The 20407-nt window shown below is 44.4% G+C and carries 16 protein-coding genes; 5 read left to right on the forward strand and 11 right to left on the reverse strand.

The features are described from left to right. Position 1 precedes the first annotated feature (1 nt). Complete coding sequence (speE, locus tag CCC70_RS11880; protein WP_015524485.1) at positions 2-856, reverse strand: polyamine aminopropyltransferase; 855 nt, start codon at positions 854-856, stop codon at positions 2-4. Positions 857-861: 5 nt separating this feature from the next. Then, on the reverse strand, positions 862-2328 hold the full coding sequence (locus tag CCC70_RS11885; RefSeq protein ID WP_015524484.1) for an aminotransferase class I/II-fold pyridoxal phosphate-dependent enzyme: 1467 nt from the start codon (positions 2326-2328) through the stop codon (positions 862-864). 572 nt (positions 2329-2900) lie between these two features. On the opposite strand from CCC70_RS11885, the gene CCC70_RS11890 reads away from it, so the two are divergent. Next, entirely contained in the window at positions 2901-4286 is a 1386-nt protein-coding gene (locus tag CCC70_RS11890) for an MATE family efflux transporter (protein ID WP_110102989.1), read from the forward strand. Between the two features lie 89 nt (positions 4287-4375). Here CCC70_RS11890 and CCC70_RS11895 read toward each other — a convergent pair whose 3' ends face one another. From CCC70_RS11895 to CCC70_RS11905, 3 genes are all read right to left on the reverse strand, one after another. Continuing rightward, positions 4376-5842, reverse strand: coding sequence for a sensor domain-containing diguanylate cyclase (locus CCC70_RS11895; protein ID WP_287084927.1), 1467 nt, complete (start codon positions 5840-5842; stop codon positions 4376-4378). A 203-nt stretch (positions 5843-6045) separates the two neighbouring features. Further along, entirely contained in the window at positions 6046-7782 is a 1737-nt protein-coding gene (locus CCC70_RS11900; RefSeq protein WP_092070388.1) for an adenine deaminase C-terminal domain-containing protein, read from the reverse strand. A 15-nt stretch (positions 7783-7797) separates the two neighbouring features. Next, positions 7798-9102, reverse strand: a complete 1305-nt coding sequence (locus CCC70_RS11905; protein WP_287084928.1) for an NCS2 family permease — start codon at positions 9100-9102, stop codon at positions 7798-7800. Positions 9103-9216: 114 nt separating this feature from the next. Between CCC70_RS11905 and CCC70_RS11910 the strand changes: the two genes are divergently transcribed. Both CCC70_RS11910 and CCC70_RS11915 read left to right on the forward strand, forming a co-directional pair. Next, positions 9217-10125, forward strand: coding sequence for a LysR family transcriptional regulator (locus tag CCC70_RS11910; RefSeq protein WP_186582186.1), 909 nt, complete (start codon positions 9217-9219; stop codon positions 10123-10125). Positions 10126-10340: 215 nt separating this feature from the next. Beyond that, the gene (locus tag CCC70_RS11915; protein WP_021650672.1) at positions 10341-11723 is read left to right on the forward strand and encodes an alanine/glycine:cation symporter family protein; all 1383 of its coding nucleotides are present in this window, start codon (positions 10341-10343) and stop codon (positions 11721-11723) included. Between the two features lie 107 nt (positions 11724-11830). Here CCC70_RS11915 and CCC70_RS11920 read toward each other — a convergent pair whose 3' ends face one another. From CCC70_RS11920 to CCC70_RS11930, 3 genes are all read right to left on the reverse strand, one after another. Beyond that, positions 11831-12334 (reverse strand): gamma carbonic anhydrase family protein, encoded by a 504-nt coding sequence (locus CCC70_RS11920; protein WP_138277317.1) that lies wholly within the window; start codon positions 12332-12334, stop codon positions 11831-11833. A gap of 100 nt (positions 12335-12434) precedes the next feature. Beyond that, positions 12435-13466 (reverse strand): LacI family DNA-binding transcriptional regulator, encoded by a 1032-nt coding sequence (locus CCC70_RS11925; protein ID WP_287084929.1) that lies wholly within the window; start codon positions 13464-13466, stop codon positions 12435-12437. Positions 13467-13691: 225 nt separating this feature from the next. Next, positions 13692-15182 carry an AAA family ATPase gene (locus tag CCC70_RS11930; RefSeq protein WP_287084930.1) on the reverse strand — a complete coding sequence of 497 codons (1491 nt, stop codon included), beginning with the start codon at positions 15180-15182 and terminating at the stop codon, positions 13692-13694. A gap of 278 nt (positions 15183-15460) precedes the next feature. On the opposite strand from CCC70_RS11930, the gene CCC70_RS11935 reads away from it, so the two are divergent. After that, positions 15461-16834 (forward strand): MATE family efflux transporter, encoded by a 1374-nt coding sequence (locus tag CCC70_RS11935; protein WP_287084931.1) that lies wholly within the window; start codon positions 15461-15463, stop codon positions 16832-16834. A gap of 122 nt (positions 16835-16956) precedes the next feature. On the opposite strand, the gene CCC70_RS11940 is transcribed toward CCC70_RS11935, so the two are convergent. The 3 genes from CCC70_RS11940 to CCC70_RS11950 are packed head-to-tail and all read right to left on the reverse strand — an operon-like array spanning position 16957 to position 19354. After that, positions 16957-17337: a hypothetical protein gene (locus tag CCC70_RS11940; protein ID WP_287084932.1), complete on the reverse strand. Its 381-nt coding sequence runs from the start codon at positions 17335-17337 to the stop codon at positions 16957-16959. Next, on the reverse strand, positions 17322-17891 hold the full coding sequence (locus CCC70_RS11945; protein ID WP_044960990.1) for a UbiX family flavin prenyltransferase: 570 nt from the start codon (positions 17889-17891) through the stop codon (positions 17322-17324). The genes CCC70_RS11940 and CCC70_RS11945 overlap by 16 nt, the downstream gene beginning before the upstream one ends. Then, complete coding sequence (locus tag CCC70_RS11950; RefSeq protein WP_287084933.1) at positions 17888-19354, reverse strand: UbiD family decarboxylase; 1467 nt, start codon at positions 19352-19354, stop codon at positions 17888-17890. Before CCC70_RS11950 ends, CCC70_RS11945 begins: the two co-directional genes overlap by 4 nt. Before the next feature lie 171 nt (positions 19355-19525). Here CCC70_RS11950 and CCC70_RS11955 point away from each other — a divergent pair, with 171 nt between their 5' ends. Beyond that, positions 19526-20401, forward strand: a complete 876-nt coding sequence (locus tag CCC70_RS11955; protein ID WP_287084934.1) for a LysR family transcriptional regulator — start codon at positions 19526-19528, stop codon at positions 20399-20401. Positions 20402-20407: the final 6 nt, after the last annotated feature.

A 20407-nucleotide genomic window follows, 5' to 3' on the forward strand; every position in this document is an offset into this window, starting at 1 on the left:
ATCAGTCCTCCACCTCCTGAAGCATTTCCTCCAGAAAAGCCGGAAGATAAAATGCACCTTTGTGAAGCCTTGTAGTATAGTAACGGGTGCGAAGATTCAATGAATTCCATGCCTTCGAATCCAGGTCATCCACAGGATGATATTTTTTACTTGCAAAGCCAAACAGCCAGTAGCCGGCAGCAAAGGTAGGAATATGAGCCTGGTAAACACGGCTGATCTGGAAAGTACTGGCAATTCTTTTGTGACTGCGCTGCATAGCATGCGCATCCTCGGAATAAAAAGGACTTCCCTGCTGATTAACCATGATTCCATCCGCCTTCAGCGCATTATAGCAGTTTCCATAAAATTCACGGGTAAATAATCCCTCCGATGGGCCAAAAGGATCCGAGGAATCTACAATAATAAGATCATATTTATTTTCGCAGCGGCGTATATATTTCAACGCATTTTCATAATGAAGGTGCACTCTCCTGTCATCCAGCCTGCAGGCATTTCCCGGAAGATATGCGCGACAGGCTTCTACTACCATAGGATCCATCTCTACCAGATCAATATGGCTGACACGATCATACCTGGTCAGTTCACGTACAACTCCGCCGTCTCCTGCTCCGATCACAAGAATATCTTTAGCTTCTTTGTGAATAGCCATAGGTACATGCGTGATCATTTCGTCATAAATAAATTCGTCACGCTCTGTGAGCATTACATTACCGTCCAGTGTGAGCACCCTGCCAAATTCCGGTGTCTCAAAAATATCAATTCTCTGATAGTCACTCTGCTTTGAATAAAGCTGACGGTTTACCCGGATACTATGCTTCACATCCGGTGTATGAAATTCCGAAAACCACATTTCCATTTTCTTTACCTCCCTGCCAGTACGTTTAAACGCAATATATCCGGATCTTCAGGGCCTGTCATATTGCATCCTTTTGCCTTAGCATATTCAATATAATCCAGGATTTCCGGAGTGATTCGTTCCCCCGGAGCCAAAATCGGGATTCCCGGAGGATAACACATTACAAACTCGCTGCATACCTTGCCTTCGGTTTCTCTGAGAGGAAGGCTGCATTTTTCTGCATAAAAAGCTTCCTGAGGACTTGTCACTACCTGAGGATCGATATATTCCTGATCCAGCAATCCTGATTTATCCTTCTGGAATCGCCTGCGGATCTCCGCAAGAGCACTTACCAGCCGCTCTATTTCCTGGGCACGATCTCCGATCGACAGATAAGCCAGAATATTTCCAATATCCCCAAATTCGATCTGAATATCATATTCATCTCTCAGTATATCGTAAACCTCGATTCCTGCAAGTCCGATATCCAGGGTATGTACACTTAATTTCGTAATGTCAAAATCAAAAACCGAATCTCCATTCACCAGCTCTTTTCCAAATGCATAATAGCCGCCAATAGCATTGATCTCTTCCCTTGCATACTCTGCCATATCTGCTACCTGATGAAAAATCTGGCGTCCTCGCTGTGCAAGATTCCGGCGCGAAATGTCAAGACTTGACATCAGAAGATAGCTGCCTGAAGTAGTCTGAGTCAGATTGATGATCTGACGGACATAACCGGCATGAACACCTGGTCCTGTAAGAAGAAGGCTGGACTGGGTCAGGCTTCCGCCGCTTTTATGCATGGATACAGACGCCATATCTGCACCAGCTGCCATTGCCGAAACCGGCAGACCTCCGCCAAAATAAAAATGAGTTCCATGTGCCTCATCTGCCAGACACAGCATTCCTGCTTCATGAGCCATGCGTACAATTGCGCGAAGATCACTGCAGATTCCATAATAGGTGGGATTGTTCACCAGCACAGCCACCGCATTTGGGTGCTCCTTAATTGCCTTTGCCACCTGTTCACGTCGCATTCCAAGAGAAATCCCAAGTCTCTGATCCACCTCCGGATTCACATAGACCGGGATTGCTCCGCACAGAACCAGCGCATTCAGCACACTTCTGTGGACATTTCGGGGAAGAATGATCTCATCTCCCCTCTTACAGGCAGTTAACACCATAGTCTGCACTGAGCTTGTAGTTCCTCCAACCATAAGAAATGCATGCGCTGCTCCAAATGCATCTGCTGCCAGCTCTTCCGCCTCCCGGATCACAGATACAGGATGACAGAGATTATCAAGCGGTTTCATGCTGTTTACATCCACACCTACACATTTTTGTCCCAGAAATTCAGTAAGCTCCGGATTTCCTCTTCCTCTTTTATGTCCCGGCACATCGAAAGGTACTACTCTCATACGCAGGAATTTTTCCAGAGCTTCATGAATTGGAGCATGATTCTGGTCCAGTTTAAAACGACTTCTGTTCATTGCTTCTCCATTTCCAGTTCCTTTATCCGCACAAAAAAAGCAGGCCGATACAAAACCGTAAACCTGCTTAGATCATTCTTCCTGATTTTATTTTCATCGCATATAAATATGAGAATCCCCATATTTACATGAGATCAGAATCCGGATGATATATGTCAGAGTCTATATAGCAATCATACTTTTACTACTCTTATTGACCGTTTCACAAGTCTGCGCAACAGGCGCATGACGGTTATCAAAGGAACCAACTTATAAAATTTGAGCTTCTAACTCAATCAATAAGGCAACCAAAGTTACCATCAGCGGCAGTGGACCCGGCTGTCCGTATGGCCTTGACCCCAAAATGGAGTGGTCCAAAATAATTGCTTTGAAAAGACTCTTTCTTGTCCTTCAAAATCTCCATAAGCATAGCATATCTGAAAATTCATGTCAACTATCAAAATCGTTTAAATACTTATAGTATGAACCATTTATAATAATGTCAGAAGGATATTCTTTTCTTGAATCCCTCATATTTTCATGCTAATATGTATAATTAGGTCAAAAACTACAAAATACAAAATGGAGGAAATATGAATCAAAAAAGTACATCTGCTCCCATAGCAGAAAACAAAATGGGGACCATGCCCGTAGGAAGGCTTGTACTAAACATGTCTCTGCCAATGATGATCTCCATGCTGGTGCAGGCATTGTACAATATTGTAGACAGTGTTTTCGTTGCCATGCTTTCCGAAAATGCTCTGACGGCAGTTTCCATGGCTTTTCCACTGCAGACACTTCTGATCGCAGTAGGTGCAGGTACTGGTGTGGGTATGAACGCACTGCTTTCCAAATCCCTTGGAGAAAAAAATTTTAAAAAAGCTGATCGGACAGCCAGCAATGCTGCTTTCCTGTATGGCTTAAGCTATCTGGTTTTCCTGATCCTTGGATTTACAGTAGTAAAACCATTTTATGCCAGCCAGGTACATAACGCAGACCCTGAGATCCTTAAATTTGGGATTGAATATCTGAGCACAGTTATGATATTCTCCTTTGGTCTGCTTGGACAGTTTTTCTTTGAACGTCTACTCACATCCACAGGAAAAACCATATTCAGCATGACTTCTCAGCTGTGCGGTGCCATCACCAACATCATCCTTGACCCGATCCTGATCTTTGGTCTGTTCGGTGCTCCGAAAATGGGTGTTACCGGAGCTGCTGTAGCTACTGTGATCGGACAGTGTGTAGCCTGCATTGTTGCAGGAATCTGCAACCATAAATTTAATCATGAAGTCCGGCTCAGCTTCAGGGGCTTCCGTCCTGACCTTAAGATCATCGGCCATATTTATGCAGTAGGTATTCCATCGATCATCATGCAGTCCATCAGTTCTATCATGACCTACTGCATGAATCTGATCCTGGTACAGTTTACAGTCACTGCAACTGCAGTATTTGGTGTTTACTTCAAATTGCAGAGTTTTTTCTTCATGCCTGTATTTGGACTTAACAACGGCATTACACCGATCATTGCCTATAATTATGGTGCACGCCACAGAAAGCGTATGCTTAAAACTGTCAAAGTCAGCATGTTCATCGCATTCTGTTTTACATTCATTGGTTTTCTTGCCTTTGAATTTATTCCGAAAACACTGCTGGGGCTGTTCAGTGCTTCCGAAGATATGCTTACCATCGGAATCCCTGCACTTCGTATCATAGGAATCCACTATCTGATCGCATGGTTCTGTATCATTGCGGGAACTGTATTCCAGGCACTCGGAAAAGCTGTATTCAGTATGATCGTATCTATCATGCGTCAGCTGTTTGTCCTGGTACCTGCTGCTTATATCCTTGCTTCCATTGGCGGACTTCACGCAGTATGGTGGTCTTTCCCCATTGCGGAGATCATTTCTCTGATCGTGTCCGTAGCTTTCCTGGTTGTCATAAACAGAACGATCATTCAAAAAATTCCGGAAGCCTAAGGACATCAAAGCTTCCCATTCCAATTTATACAAAAAGAAGACAGAAGATTTCCTTTTTCTCTTCAGGATATCTTCTGTCTTTTTTATTGTTATTTATAGATCCGGTAGCCATCCCTTCCGGAGCGTTTTACCTGATAAAGGGCAAAATCTGCTTTTTGATACAGTTCCATAAAGGTATCTCCATCCTGTGGTGCAAAAGCAATTCCTGCACTAAAAGTAAATGTATGCTCTCCCATGCCTTCCATACGGATCTCCCTGAGCTTTTCATGAAGTTTTTTTATTCTGCTCTCCATATTTTTCCGGGAACCGATATTACAGAGCAGGATCACAAACTCATCCCCGCCGATACGCCCGATCACATCCTGTTCCCGGAACTGCTCTTTAAGAAAACCTCCCAGCATCTTTAATACATTATCTCCCATGACATGTCCGTAAACATCATTCACTTCTTTAAAATGATCCATATCCAGGATCAGGAAGCCATGAAAGCCTTCCGGAGCGTTTTCTCTCAGAATAGCATCGATCACCTTCTGCGTATTCTCTCTGTTATAAACGCCTGTAAGCGCATCCTTCTGGGCAGAACGCACCAACTCTGCTTTCTCTTGGTTATTTCTTACAACAATATACAGGAGCAGGAGAAGCACCAGAATACAGAAGCTTCCCATAAATAGGATTTCATAACCGGAAATGAATTCATAAGCCTGCTGTGCACTTTTTACAGGAATTGCATAACAGATCATCCAGTCGTTGTATCCAAGAGGCATATATGCCAGATACCGGTCTGCTTCTTTTCTCTCTTTGAGACTAAGCTTCACCAGACCACTTTCGCCAACTTTAAAATCTTCCTGAATATCCTGAAGAGTATGCTTTCCTTTGAGATTTTTTTCTCCGTAATATTTAAAAAGATTGATTCCATATGTGATCTCCGTACCAGACGCCGAACCACTGTCAAAGGCAATGATCTCTCCATCACTTGTAGCCAGAAGACTATTTCCCGCTCCATCAAAAAGATCATTAAAAAGCATATGGCTCAGCGCTGTAACATTACAGGATCCGCCCAACACACCGATCACTTTATGGTCTTTGTATACCGGCACACCTAAAACCACCCGCACCTTATGGTCCACACTGCTTTCCAGGGGATCGCTGATGGTCTGCTCTCCACTGATAGCCTCCTGAAAATATCTGCGATGAGAAACATTCTTGGTTACTCCATTGTCGTAGTATGCATCTCCATTCTTATCAATAAGAGCAGCCCTCTCCAGGTCTGTCTTTTCATAAATGGATATCAGTCGTTCTTTATTTTCTTCTGAAAAAAGTTCTTCTGATCTTCCCATTGCAGAGGCAATCTCATTCAGATATTGATAATTAATATCCAGTATCGTCCGTAAGTGTTCACTTTGTCTCTCCACATTTATCTTCAATGTATTCTGAGAATTCACCTGTACAGCCCTCTGCACACACTCGAAAAAAATAAGAATCCCTGCTATAACCGCCAAGATAAAAACGCCGGTTGCCATAACATAATTTTTTAATTCAAAGTGATTCTTTTTCATACGTTTTCTCCTGATTTAACCTTTTTTGTCATGCATTTTTATTTTACCATGATTTTTGTTTTTTCTCTATAACAAAAAATCTGCAGATTCCAATCATAAGATTGAAAAATGCAGATTTTTTACAACGATATCTGATTATTATGCCTTATTATGCCGCCTTCCGCGACTTACGTCCGGCTTATATTGCTGCAATAAGAACAACGTTATTTATTTTTCTTTGTGTTTACGATCAGCGGAACAATTTCCCCTTTTTTTACATCCACCAGTCCCTTATCAGTCAGCTTCAGTGCCGGGCTTACCGGTAATCCAAGTGTTGCCACTGACATGATCGGATTATTATGCACATATCCCAGATCTGTAAGGCTTTTTCTTACCGCCTTCAATGCAAGGCCATTCTCCCTGATTGATTTTTCGGATAAAAGCCCACATACCGGAAGTGCAAGTTCAGAAAGGATCCTTCCATCTTTTACTGTCAGAAATCCCCCCTGCAGTTCCCGGATCCTGTTTACAGCAAATAACATATCATCCGGAGAGCTTCCTGCCACAAAGAGATTATGATGATCATGAAAATATGTTGTTGCCACAGTTCCCTTTTTCAAGCAGGAGCCTGTAAGAAATCCATAGCCGATATTTCCGTTCTTCCCATGACGTTCCACCACCATAGCCAGAAGACATCCGCTGTTTTCCCAGCAGATCTTTCCGGCTTTCACCGGCATTTCCACCAGTTTTTCAGTAGTGTGGGTACGATCCGGATTGATCTCTATCACACGAACCGTTGCATATCCTTCCTGAAAAGGAGCATTCACCTGAAAATCCTTCAGAAAAATCTCCGGAAGCTGTACACTCCGGTAAAAATCTGCCGGAAATTCATATGTGGAAGCAGACAGCGGCAACTGCGGTTCATCCTTTGCATAAATCGGAACACCATTTTTGAATACAGCTTCCGGTTTAAGAACGGACGGATCTTTAAGCAGCATAAAGTCCGCAAGTTTTCCCGGTGCGATAGCTCCTCTGTCATAAAAATGCATCCGCTGACATGGTGTATATGTGGCACAGTAGATTGCCTGTTCCATCGGAAATCCCATATCGATTGCTTTCTGTACCACTGCATTCAGCGGTCCCTGCTCATACAAAACATCTGCCATGGTATCATCTGTTACAAAGGAACAATACTCGTAGAGCTGGTTCTGACAGATATATTCCAGGATTTCCGGTTTCAGCATTTTATCCTGGATCTCAAAAAACATTCCGTTTTCGATCCGCTGCTTTACTTCCTCAAGAGTATGTTCTGTATGATCACCATTAATACCCAGATAAAGAAACTTTGCAAGATCCAGATCCAGTAATGACGGACAGTGTCCCTCGATCACATATCCCGGATGGTCTTTTTTCAGATATTCCAGAAACCGGCTGATCTCCAGATCATTTTCCCGGATGATCTGCCGGTAATTCATGATTTCGCCTACACATACCACATCTTTTTCTTCCAGCAGATGCTTCATTGCACTGCAGTCAATGATCCCGCCTGTTGTTTCCAGCTTTTCACTGGTTGACGGAACGCTGCTTGGAATCCCGTAAAAAATATCGATAGGTGCATTCTTTGCCGCAGAGATCATTTCCAGAATCCCTCGGATCCCTTTGACATTGGCCATTTCGTGAGGCTCTGAAACCACCGTCGTCACACCATTTTCTCCTGCACATTTTCCAAAAAAAGCCGGTGTGGCCATAGAACTCTCAATATGCATGTGAATATCTGTCAGTCCTGGAATCATGTATGATCCCTTTGCATCGATCACATTGTCAGTCTGAAGATCCGTATCCTGTTTTCTGTCTATGTAATAAAATTTTCCATCTTTCACCGCAACATTGGCAGATATGAATTTCTTAAGATAGGAATTAAATACCTTTGCGTTTTTGATCAGCAGATGAACCTGCTCCATACCATTTCACCATCCTTAGATAATTGAATAAAAATACAACAGACAGACTGCTACCAGTACATACATAACCGGTTCAACCTTTTTGATCTTTCCTGCTGCGATCTTCATAACGAGATAAGCCGGAAGCGCCACGCAGATACCATTTGCGATATTATTTGCAAAAATCGTAAAGGTTACACATAAAAATGCCGGAATATACTCTGTAATATCCGAATAATCAATATTTCTCATAGCACCAAGCATATTGATGCCGATATAGATCAGCACCGGACCGGTTGCCGCAGATGGGATCACAAGAGCCAGTGGTGCCAGAAACAGCGAAAGTCCGAAGAAAATGCTTGTAAAAATAACCGTAAGTCCCGTTTTTCCTCCTGCTTCTACGCCTGCAGATGACTCCAGATAAGTAGTAAGACTCGGCATTCCAAACAATGCTCCAAAGCTTGTTGCAATCGCATCTACCTTAAAGCATTTATCAATACCCGGAAGATTTCCATCCTTATCCAGATAGCCTGCCTTTGCTCCCACTCCCAGAACTGTTCCGAATGTAGAAAAGAAATCCGGTACAAACAGAGCGATCAGAAATGGAATATAAGCAAAATTCAGCGCTCCCATAAAATCAACTTTCAGGAACTGATGGCCGATACCTGCCGGAAATGCAAAAATGGATTCCGGAGCATGTGTAACACCGAAAGGAATTCCTGCCAGAGTGGTTAGCAGGATCGCAAGAATCATACCACCCGGAATATTTCGTACCTTGATCACCAGAAGAATCAGAAATCCGATCACTGCTACGATCACAGATGGAGATGAAAGATCTCCAAAGGAAAGACAGTTTTTTGCATCATTTGCCACGATCAGTCCACAGTTTTTTGCACCAAGAAGTGCGATAAACAGACCAATACCGGCACTAACCGCTTGTTTCAGGCTTACCGGGATCACACGTACCACGGCTTCTCTCAGACCAAAGAATGAAATTATGATAAAAAGAACACCACTCCAGAATATCACACCTGCTGCGATCGGCATACTTACGCCTTCATTGGTAATCATAGACGCAATAATTCCAACGCTTCCAAGTCCCGGAGCCAGAGCAAACGGTCGATTGGTAACCAATGCCATTGCACAGCTGGTCACAATGATCAGAATGATCATAGCTGTCAGAGTCGTGTGTTTATCATAACCGGCGCCTGCCAGAATATTTGGGATCGTGGCAAGCACATACGCCATAGTTACAAAAGTTGTCAGTCCTGCCAGAAGTTCTGTTTTTATATTTGTATTGAACTCAGACAGTCTGAACTGTTTTTCCAGCCAGTTTTTCATTTATTTTTTCCCCCTTGATATGATGATAGGATGTATTGTAAAATATGCATATCAGGAAGTCAAATTCATATTATACATAAAAATTATGCCAAAACGGAATAGTTGGAGGAAAACATGAACTATCATGAACTGGAGTACATTCTCTGCATTGCCAAATATCAGAATCTTACAAAAGCCGCACAGGAGCTTTATATTTCCCAGCCAACCCTGACCAAGCATCTCCAGAAACTGGAACGAGAAATGGGGACCAAGCTGTTCAGCCGCAGCGGAAACAGCTATACTCCTACCTTTGCGGGCCGCAAATATATGGGGTATGCCCGAAAGATCCTGCAGATACGACAGGACTGGGAAAAAGAGCTGAAAGATCTTACAGAAAATAATGAAGGAGAACTGAACGTTGCTTTCCCACTGATGAGGAGTACCTGTATGGTTCCTCAGATCATGACCTCTTTTTTTCAAAAATATCCTAAAGTAAAAGTCAATATCCTGGAAGAGGCATATTCTATCCAGGAAAAACTTCTGCTCAATGATCAGCTTGATTTTGGCATTTTCAATGAAGTACATAAACACCCCAAGCTGGAATACGAACTGCTGAAAAAAGAAGAAATCCTTCTGATCATGCCTCCGGAGCACCCATTGGCTGCTGCCGGCAGTGTATCCACTCACGGCATATACCCGAAGCTTGATCTCTCACTTCTGGCAGAAGAACCTTTTATCCTGCATTTTCCGGAACAGACTACCGGACAGCTTTCGCTGGAAGCATTGAAAGCTGCCCATATCAAGCCTTATGTGCCAATTCAGAGCCGCAACACAGAAACCTGTGTCAAACTCTGCATGCAAGGACTTGGTATGTGTTTCACCCCGGAAACCTATGTCCAAAATATGGACCTCCCTGTAAAACCAGCCTGTTTTTCCATTGGTGAAGATGGCGTCTTCAGCACACTGACAATTGCATACCGAAGAGGTACCTATCTCCCACAGTACGCCCGGGATTTTATATGTACTGCGAGGAAGGTGCTGTAGAGTTTTGATCAACATATATTGAAGCAAAAAATCTTCTGTTCAGAGGGAATATTTTTGTTGCATTATTCTGAATATTCCTGTATAATTAGCACAATAATCAAAACTTAAGAGCGTAACGTACAAGGGCGTACAGCACATATTTCCTGTGTCTGTACGCCCTTGTGCTATTTCTGCAGTCCTGCGATATTTCGCTTTGAGAAAGGGAGGAGATTTCTATGATGAATGCAATCGGAAGTGTGATAAACCAGATCGACAGTCTGGTGTGGGGCTGGTGGATGATCATTTTACTTCTGGGCACCCATATTTTCATGACCATCCGTACTGGTGTGATCCAGCGTAAGATCGGTACCGCCATTCGCCTGTCTGTCACCAAAGATACCAATGCGGAAGGTGAAGTCAGCCAGTTTGGCGCCCTGACAACAGCCCTTGCTTCCACTATTGGAACTGGAAATATCATCGGAGTCGGTACTGCCATTGCTCTTGGCGGTCCCGGTGCAGTCCTCTGGTGCTGGCTTACCGGTGTCTTCGGAATTGCCACCAAATACAGTGAGTCTCTCATCGCTGTAAAATACCGCGTCAAAACCAAAGACGGCCGTATGCAGGGTGGTGCTATGTATGCCCTGGAGCGCGGATTAAATATGCGCTGGCTTGGTCTGATCTTTGCCTTTTTCGGTGGCTTTGCTTCCTTTGGAATCGGATGTGCTACCCAGGTCAATGCCATTGCAACGGTATGTAATGAGAACCTTCATATTTCGCCGGCAGCGATCGGCATTGCTGTGGCAGTTCTTACTGCCCTTGTTATTTTCGGCGGGATCAAATCCATCGCCAATGTATGTGAACGTCTTGTTCCGTTTATGGCATTTTTCTATGTGATCGGATGTATCATCATCCTGGGGATCAATTTCGATTTTATCATTCCCGCAGTAAAAACCATCTGCAAATTTGCTTTTACCCCTGGTGCTGCTGCAGGAGGTCTTGTAGGACGTGGTATCATGATGGCCATGCAGTATGGAATCGCAAGAGGACTTTTTTCCAATGAATCCGGTATGGGTTCTGCCCCCATCGCCGCTGCTGCCGCACAGACAAGAAATCCGGTTCGTCAGGCTCTCGTTTCCAGCACCGGTACATTCTGGGATACCGTTGTGGTATGTCTGATGACCGGTCTTGTTCTGGTAACCAGTATTATGAAAAATCCTTCGATCGACATGGGAAATATCACTGATGGCGGTGTTCTTACTACACTGGCTTTTCAGCAGATCCCGGTTCTTGGTCCTGTGATCCTTGTAGTGGGTATCATTTCCTTCGCATATTCTACAGTCCTTGGATGGGCATATTATGGCGAGCGGTGCGTAGAGTATTTTTCCGGTAAAAAGGGTCTCATCCCCTATCGTGTGCTGTACATTGCGGTAGCTGCCATCTCCCCTGTTATTTCTCTGAACCTGGTATGGACCGTAGCGGATATCCTGAATGCACTGATGGCTATTCCAAACCTAATCGCAGTACTACTGCTTTCCAATGTGATCGTAAAAGAGACCAAAAAATATATCAACGATCTGGATGCACGGGATGACACACCGGTGGAAGTGATCGATAAATAAAAAAACGATAAATATAAGCATTTTATATAACAAAGTTACAGCTCCGACTGCTTCTCATATTACAAAGCAGTCGGAGCTGTCCGTTTACAAATGTCTTCTTCACTTTTTTATAATACATCCTGCGCTTTCATCTCTTCGGACACAGTAAGATATTCTTTGCTGTTTTCCACGATACCAAGCTTCTCTTCCCAGGTAAGGTTTCGTTTGATCCTGGCCGGACTTCCCATTACCAGGGAGCCATCCGGGATCACCGTATTTTTAGTCACAAGGCTTCCGGCTCCTATGATACAGTCGTTTCCGATCTTTGCACCATCCAGGATCACGGCTCCCATTCCGATCAGTGTCCGGTCTCCGATGGTACATCCATGGATCACCGCATTATGTCCCACAGTAACGTTGTTTCCGATATGGACCGGCATGTTGTGGCTCACATGAATGGTACAGTTTTCCTGGATATTGGTTTCTTCTCCGATCACTACCGGCGCATCATCTCCGCGGATCACCGCATAATATAATACACAGCTGTCACGGCCGATCGTTACATTTCCAAGGATCACAGATTGCTTTGCGATCCTGGCACCTTCTGCGATCTTTACATTTTTATAATTCATTTTTCCTCCTGAATCTGCTTTTTTTCTGTACAGAACCCTGGTATATAATCTGACTATAGACTCCGTGCACAACAGCAATTTTAATATTTATACTGACTTTTTAACCCATATTATATTTCGTCCGGATCACAATATCTGTATACTGGTATTCCTTTTCCGGTGCCTTGCTGTCAAAGAGAAGCTGGAACAAAATAATCACCGGAGAATGTCCCTGTACAGCCGCATCCTGACCGATAAGGAAATTGATCGTCCCCTCTTTCAGCCATTTCAGATTTTCTTCCAGGAAATCATTGGCGATCACATGCATGGTTTTATCCTTTCCAAGCTTCTGCAAGGTCTGGCAGACACCCTTTACACCATGACCCGTAATATAGATCCCGGTCAGCTCCGGATAAAGCTCCAGAAGTTCTTCCACGATCTTGGATGCCACCCATTCGTCATCATAAGAATACCTTATATCCACGATCTCGATTCCCGGAAAGCTTTCTTTAATCTCTGTCGTAAATCCTTTCTGCCTGCTGATCAGACCAGGATTGGCAACCTGTCCGGAAATTATGGCAACCTGCCCGTTTCCGCCTGTCATCTCCCACATCAGGCCTGCTGCCGTACGACCGGCCTGAAAGGTATCCTGTCCCACAAAGCATAACCTTTTTGTATCTTCCAGATCCGCATTAAAGGTAACTATCGGAATTCCATACTCTTCCTGATACTGATCGATCCTCGCTCTCAAAAGCTGATCCTCTGATGGAGTCAGCGCGATTCCATTAAACCCCTTTTCCCGGAGTTCTTCCATTGCAGCCATTACTTTTTCCGGTTCCACGCCTTCAATCTCATAGATCTTTACTGTTCCGCCAAAGCTCTCCACTTCTTCTTTTGCTTCCAGGACTCCCTTTAAAACCTGCTGCATAAAAGGAGTCTCCATATACTGAAGGATCACACCGATACGGATTTTCCTCTTTGCCATGGCAAGGGCACGACCGGCACGGCTGGGCTGATATCCCATCTCCCGGGCGATCCTTTTGATCCTTTCCTCTACTTCCGAGCGGATACGGCCTCTGTTGTTCAGTGCCCTGTCCACAGTGCCTCTTGAAACTCCTGCTGCTTCCGCAATCTGTTGTAATGTTACTGCCATATTTTACCCTCCAAAACCTCTCCTGTGTGCTTTGTGTTCACGCGCACGCTCTTTTATCTCATTATACACATTTACACTTTCTCAGGCAATCCCTGATTTCATTATTTTTATAATTTTCCTTTACGATCAGACAGGCCCGGCATAAACAGGTGCATTCCCTCAGCCAAAAATGCTTCCGAAAAAATCTCCGGAAGCATTTTTATCATTGCAAAACAGATCCCTTTGTCAGTCCAAAAGCTCCTGTACCATCTCGGGGGTAAAGGTTACAGCCTTCACATGATCCACCTCAATCTGATACAGGGCATTGGCCGCAATATGCTCCGCAGCCTGCTCCAGATCACGGATTCCTGTAGTATCTTCAAATTTCTTAATTACTGCGTCCAGCGCCTCATCCGTTACGATACATTCTTCCTGTTTCAGGCTCATACGTTTCAGAACCTTGGGAAGCGCAAATCTGGAAAAGATGATCTTCTTTTCCTCCGGTGTGTAATCAGGAATATCGATCACTGCAAAACGTGACATCAGAGGTGCACTGATCTGTGCCTTATCATTGGCTGTGGCAATAGGATAGACACCAACTGTCGGAACCATACATTCCATATAGTTATCTGTAAAACCAAGGTTATCCAGCAGTGTCAGAAGCACGTCTGCCGGATTTCCGTTTCCTTTACCTGATGCAGCCTTGTCAAGCTCATTGATGATAAATACCAGATTGGATTCTCCTGCCATGGAAAAAGCCTCCATGATGATTCCAGGCTTGGCATTTGCATAAACACGAGAGCTTCCTGTAAGCTGTTCCGGATCATTGATCGAACTCATATCCAAGGTTGTCCACGGCATTTTCAGGATTCTTGCAACTGCATAAGCGATCTGAGATTTACCGGTACCTGCCGGTCCTACAAGAAGCAGTCCGTAAGCAGGAAGTGTATGAGTACGGTTGATCTGAATGATCGTCTCAATGATCCTCTGTTTTACACGCTCCATTCCATAAAGCTCCTCATCCAGGATACGGCGTGCTTCCTTCGGATCAATAGACTCAAAATAATTATGCTTCCACTGAATATTCATCATGATGGAAAGTGCTCTCTGGGCATGGCGTCTTTCCTCCTGAGAAACCTCATGAGAACGGGCAACTGCCAGATTTCTTCTTGCCCAGAGACGGATATTATCCGGCATAGTCTTTCCGGCACAGTTCATAAAGTCGGTGATACTCTGAATACTGGTAAGCTTCATATCGTCACCGTCTTCTTCCTCCTCATCGTTCTCATTTTCTTCTGCCGGCGCACTGCTTGCAAACAGACGCTCGATCATAAACTGAAGAAATCCGTCCTCAGCAGAAAGCTTGGTGCCTCCGCCAAAAGCGATCTCACGGATTTTGTAAACAGCATATCCTTCTTCTGTATTCTGTCCGGAAAGACGGATGTTGATATGATTTTCTCCGAGCCATTTGATCAGGCTTGTAAAACGGGAATCGATCTTCAGGATGTCTGCCGGAAAAACACCGTCCTCTTCCTTAAACTCAAATGCAATCTGCTTCGCAGGATTGGAAAAATATCCGCAGGAATGATGTTTCCACTCTCTTTTGCTGTTATCCAGGATCAGCACCGGTTTCTCCGGTGTGGCTTTTGTTTCATTAGAACGAAATGTTGTATATGTGCACTGGCTTTTTGTCTCTTTTTTATCTGCCGGCGCTGCGCTGAAATCAAAAACTGGCATATTTTTTACTCCTCTTTCTCTGAAAAATATCTCCATTCAGTTTATCATGGATTGGAAATCTCAACAACTGCTGATATAATTTTTTATGCATTTTTTGTATTCGTCATTTTTCCGTAAGTTGTTTAAACAATTTTGCAGTTTGCCGATTGACACTGCCTGCAAACTATGTTATCGTGCAATCATGTCTGCTTTCATTTTTTACAAAAGCTGACACAGTTACCATGTATGTGATTTACTGTTTTTCACGTCATTGTAATTGTATTTTTTTGGAGGAGGAAATGAGAAATCAACTTTCACAGCGGGATGATTTTTATCCACAGATCGTTAAGCTTGTCATCCCCATCATCATTCAGAACCTGCTAAGTGCAGCGGTCAATTCTGCCGATGTTATCATGCTGAACTTTGTAGGTCAGTCATCCATCTCCGCAGTATCCCTGGCAGCGAATTATTCCAATGTCCTGTTTATGGTTTATTACGGTCTTGGTACGGGAGCCACCCTGCTTTGTGCCCAGTATTATGGAAAGGGAGATTACAAAGCCATTCAGATCATCGAGGGAATCGCTCTTCGTTTTTCCATGATCATCTCTATTCTCGTGGCGCTCGTTGCATTTACCATGCCGCAGATGATGATGAAACTGTTCACCAATGATCCGAAGCTTCTGGCCATTGGTTCTTCCTATATCCGCATTATGGGTATCACCTATATCTGCTGGGGTATGACGGAGGTTTATCTGGCTGTTCTTCGAAGCATTGGCCGGGTAACTACCAGCATGGCGATGAATATGCTGGCATTTGGACTGAATATCCTTTTGAATGCGACTTTTATCTTCGGATTGTTCGGAGCACCCAAGCTTGGTGCTACCGGTGTGGCTATTGCTACTGCACTTTCCAGAATGATCGAGCTGATCGCCTGTTTTATTGTTTCTGCTTTCAGCAAAAATGTCCGACTGGATCTTCGATGTATGTTCACAAAAAACAAACTTCTGTTCAATGATTTCGTGCGGCTTTCCCTGCCGGCTCTTGGTAATGATATTTCCTGGAGCATTGGTTTTTCCATGTACTCTGTGATCCTGGGGCACCTTGGTACGGATGCGGTTGCTGCCAATTCTCTGGTTGTAGTAGTCCGTAATATCGGCTCTGTTTTCTGTTTCGGTATTGCCAGTGCAGGAGGTATCCTTCTAGGCAATGTTATGGGGCAGGGTGATCTGGAACGTTCCAGGCGTTATGCTTCCAAAACACTGAAGCTTACTGTTATTGCAGGTTTTTTTGGCGGACTTATCGTTCTTGCCATCACACCGTTCGTAATGAGATTTGCGTCCCTGACACCCACTGCCATGCATTACCTGAAATATATGCTTCTGATCAACAGCTACTATATTATGGGGTCTGCCGTAAATACAACCCTGATCGCCGGTGTGTTCCGGGCAGGTGGTGATACAAAGTTTGGTCTGATCTGTGATACCATTGATATGTGGGTATATGCAGTACCCCTTGGATTTTTCGCTGCTTTTGTACTGAAGTTGCCGGTTATGTGGGTGTATTTTCTGCTCTGTACGGATGAATTTGTGAAGTGGCCATGGGTGATCAAAAGGTATCTTAGTGGGAAGTGGGCTAAGAATATTACCCGCGAGAATATATTTGAAAATAAATAGAATACAGAAACATTTTAGACGGCTGGAATCTGCGTTATTTTTCAAAAATTCGCTGTTTGAGCGAAGCAAGTCTCAGACTTTTGGAAAATAACTTTAGCAGATTCCAGCCGTTCGTTACTCAACTACCGCTGCAATCCTTCTATCACCTTCTCTGTCAGACGCACAACACTTTCCTGTACCTCCCGGATCTCCTTCTCCGAAATACCATCCTTATGAAATCCCCCGGTGCAAACCACTCTCTTTCCCAGCTCTTTCGAAACCTTCTCCGCCATCCACCGGCAGATCACCTCGTCCTTATGTCCCGGAAAATTCAAAACTGAAGAAGTCGCACTCACAGAATCATCCCCTGTCAGAGACACTCTCGGTTCCGTCTGCACCACACATCCCAGATGAGGTCTCTCTCCGCCTTTCAGACAGATAAGCACATCCTCTCCGATAAATGCAGCACTGACCTCCAGCTCACAGCCTGCAGTCTCCACACACTCTTTTACAATCCATTCCATCTGCGATACTCCTTTGCTTCGATCCCAAACGGTTCCAAAAGCTTTGCCGCAATATGATACACCATATCATCAATGCTCTCCGGTTTATGATAAAACGTCAGCATCGGCGGAATGATCCGTACTCCCGGAAGCATGGATAGCTCATAAAGATTTCGGAGATGAATCCCGCTTAACGGTGTTTCTCTGGCTGCCAGCACCAGTGTTCTCTGTTCCTTGACCGTCACATCTGCCGCACGCAGAATAAGATTATCCGCATAGCCACTGTGGATCCCCGCGATCGTCTTCATGCTGCAGGGCACGATCAGCATCCCTTCTGTTTTGAAAGAACCACTGGCCGGTTTTGCCCCAATTTCTCCCGGTGCACATACATGATCTGCCAATCGTTTCACATCCTCCGGTTCCAGCTCCGTCTCCTGGCGAAGAGTCAGCTCTGCACTGGAACTCATGATCAGATAAGACTCAAAATCCGGATTCTCCCGGATGATCTCCAGACATTTTACAAGGAGCGGCAGGCCGCTTGCACCTGTCGCACCAACTATAATTCTCTTTTTCATTTTTTCAGCCATTTCTCCGGATCCAGTTCCATAAAACGGGCTCTGTGAAAATCTTCCTTCAGATCATAAGGCACCGTACAGTCAAAAATAGTCTTGCATGCAATTCCATGATCACGAATACTTGGAGAAAATGCAGGATCATTGGATGGATCAAGAGGATGACAACGGACACCCGGAATGGTGATCATATCCACATCCCCCTGGAATCTCGTATTCATCGCCCAAAGTACGTCATTCATATCAAAGCAGTCCACATCTTCATCTACCAGAAATACATTTTTCAGCTCACTGAAGGCGGAAAATGCAAGAAGTGCAGCCTGACGCTGTCTTCCCTCATCACTTTGAGAAAGCTTTTTAAACTGAAGGACAGCCATATACTTTCCACCTCCGGCACTGCTGCAGTATACGTTCTGAAGTCTTCCAGGCATTGCTTTTTCCACCATGCCATAGATGCTGGCTTCTGTAGGGATTCCCGCCATGGATACGTGCTCCTCACTTGGCCCGATACAGGTCTGCATGATCGGATTTTCACGATGTGTCACTGCTGTAACCTTGATCAGCCAACACTGATCACTTGCAGGCCCTGTATATCCCGGAAACTCCGGCATGGCGTATCCGGTATTGCTGTTCTGATCTTCCTTTACACGCACACCCGGGATCACTTCTCCCTCGATCACGTATTCCGCATTGGCGATGGCACGCTCGTTAACGGTTAAACATTTACAGAGTTCCACCGGCTCTTTGCGCAGTGCACCGGCTACAGACAGCTCATCATACCCCAGTGGTGTTGTAGGCGGCTCAAAACAGGAACCGATCTCAATAGCAGGATCAACTCCGATACTGATAGAAATCGGCAGCCTTTGTCCCAGCTCCTCAGCACGCTCTGCCATTGCTCCGATATGTCTGGCACCAGGTGTAAAGAAAATGGAAAGCTCATCTTTTCCCTGAATGCAAAGACGATGAATGGTCACATCGTGAACTCCAGTATCCGGGTGTGTGGCGTAGCACATGCCAAGTGTGATATACGGGCCCGCATCATCCGGTGTGTTCGTTGGCGCAGGAACCAGCTTATAGAGGTCAAAATCCGGATCTGCTGCCTTATGCACCACCTGCTGACACGGTGCATCACTTTCAAGATCGACCGGTGGAATTGGATTCTCCACGCTTTTGCAGAGCATCTTTCCAAGATTTTCCGGCTGAGTGTCAAGTAAAGCAGCAACTCTTTTTCTGCTTGCCAGAAGACCGATAGCTACTCTTGCATCCGGGTGTCCTTTTATACGATTAAAGATCATGGCAGGTCCTTCCTTTGTGGGACGCTTCACCGTTCCACCGGCTCCTACATAACGATATACCCCTGCAAGCTCTGCCATCGGATCAACTTCCACCTCTGTTTCGATCAGCTGATCTGGCATCTGCTCCAGAAGTGCCAGAGCACTTCTCAGATCTCTTACTTTTTCTGCCATAAAAAACCTCCTGCGTTATCTTTATATTACTGTTCACTCCGTTCTCAGTAACATCTTTATTTTCTTATGTTATTTTATCTCTTTTTTACATGGTGAATCAATTCTTTCTATGATATAATTGTTTCCAATATGGAATGATTTGTCACTATTTTCTAAAAGGCAGGTGTTACCATGACTCTTGAACAGATCGACTATTTTATCTGTGCAGCTCAATCCCGGACTTTTTTTGATGCTGCAGAAGCTATGCATATCTCCCAGTCCTCCCTTTCCAAGCAGATCATGAAACTGGAAAAAGAACTGGAGCTTACCTTATGGGACCGCAGCAAGCGTACTGCTGTGCTTACTCCTGAAGGAGAGTTTTTTTACAAAGAAGCACTTAAGATTTCCAGACAGTATCATCGTTCTCTGGAAGCAGTGTACCATTTTAAGGACAGTAAGCTCCAGGCACTTCATATTGGAACACTTCCTTTTCTTTCTCAGTACCATCTTACTTCTGTGATACACAGTTTTTGTGATACACACCCGGAGCTTTCTTTTTCTCTGAAGGAGGTAGAAGACGAAGAACTTCTTTCCGGTCTTGAAAAAGACTTTTTTAATCTGATCTTTGTACGAAAACACATGATAGACCCGGAGCTCTATACTTTTCATGCTCTCACAGCAGACCGTCTGGTTGCTGTTTTTCCTGAAGCTCATCCCTCTGCGTCCAAAAAATCGGTCTCTCTTTCCGAACTGAAAAAAGAATCTTTTATCCTGATGCCTCCGCACACTTCCATTTACTGTTTCTGTATGCAAAGTTTTCATAATGCAGGGATCCACCCTCAGCTTCTGCGTACTGCCCGTGCAGAATCTATTGTCAGCGCAGTGGAAATTGGCGAAGGGATCAGTCTTCTTACAGAAAGCAGCTTTCAGTTCTTTCGTCAGCCTTCGCTTGTTGCTGTCCCGGTTAATGGACTGGAAAAGCTATCTGTTGGAATTGCCCATAAAAAAAATATGGCTCTCACAACCTCTGCAGAATGTTTTCTGCAGTTTGTGAAAAGCCATATGTAAGGTATT

Origin of the sequence: Blautia sp. LMAG:89 (genome assembly GCF_008679485.1) — a bacterium.
GTDB classification, from domain to species: domain Bacteria; phylum Bacillota; class Clostridia; order Lachnospirales; family Lachnospiraceae; genus Blautia_A; species Blautia_A fusiformis.

Coding starts and splice junctions, on each gene's coding strand:
- speE (WP_015524485.1), bottom strand. CDS start 856: ATGGAAATGTGGTTTTCGGAATTTCATACACCGGATGTGAAGCATAGT.
- CCC70_RS11885 (WP_015524484.1), bottom strand. CDS start 2,328: ATGAACAGAAGTCGTTTTAAACTGGACCAGAATCATGCTCCAATTCAT.
- CCC70_RS11890 (WP_110102989.1), top strand. CDS start 2,901: ATGAATCAAAAAAGTACATCTGCTCCCATAGCAGAAAACAAAATGGGG.
- CCC70_RS11895 (WP_287084927.1), bottom strand. CDS start 5,842: ATGAAAAAGAATCACTTTGAATTAAAAAATTATGTTATGGCAACCGGC.
- CCC70_RS11900 (WP_092070388.1), bottom strand. CDS start 7,782: ATGGAGCAGGTTCATCTGCTGATCAAAAACGCAAAGGTATTTAATTCC.
- CCC70_RS11905 (WP_287084928.1), bottom strand. CDS start 9,102: ATGAAAAACTGGCTGGAAAAACAGTTCAGACTGTCTGAGTTCAATACA.
- CCC70_RS11910 (WP_186582186.1), top strand. CDS start 9,217: ATGAACTATCATGAACTGGAGTACATTCTCTGCATTGCCAAATATCAG.
- CCC70_RS11915 (WP_021650672.1), top strand. CDS start 10,341: ATGATGAATGCAATCGGAAGTGTGATAAACCAGATCGACAGTCTGGTG.
- CCC70_RS11920 (WP_138277317.1), bottom strand. CDS start 12,334: ATGAATTATAAAAATGTAAAGATCGCAGAAGGTGCCAGGATCGCAAAG.
- CCC70_RS11925 (WP_287084929.1), bottom strand. CDS start 13,466: ATGGCAGTAACATTACAACAGATTGCGGAAGCAGCAGGAGTTTCAAGA.
- CCC70_RS11930 (WP_287084930.1), bottom strand. CDS start 15,182: ATGCCAGTTTTTGATTTCAGCGCAGCGCCGGCAGATAAAAAAGAGACA.
- CCC70_RS11935 (WP_287084931.1), top strand. CDS start 15,461: ATGAGAAATCAACTTTCACAGCGGGATGATTTTTATCCACAGATCGTT.
- CCC70_RS11940 (WP_287084932.1), bottom strand. CDS start 17,337: ATGGAATGGATTGTAAAAGAGTGTGTGGAGACTGCAGGCTGTGAGCTG.
- CCC70_RS11945 (WP_044960990.1), bottom strand. CDS start 17,891: ATGAAAAAGAGAATTATAGTTGGTGCGACAGGTGCAAGCGGCCTGCCG.
- CCC70_RS11950 (WP_287084933.1), bottom strand. CDS start 19,354: ATGGCAGAAAAAGTAAGAGATCTGAGAAGTGCTCTGGCACTTCTGGAG.
- CCC70_RS11955 (WP_287084934.1), top strand. CDS start 19,526: ATGACTCTTGAACAGATCGACTATTTTATCTGTGCAGCTCAATCCCGG.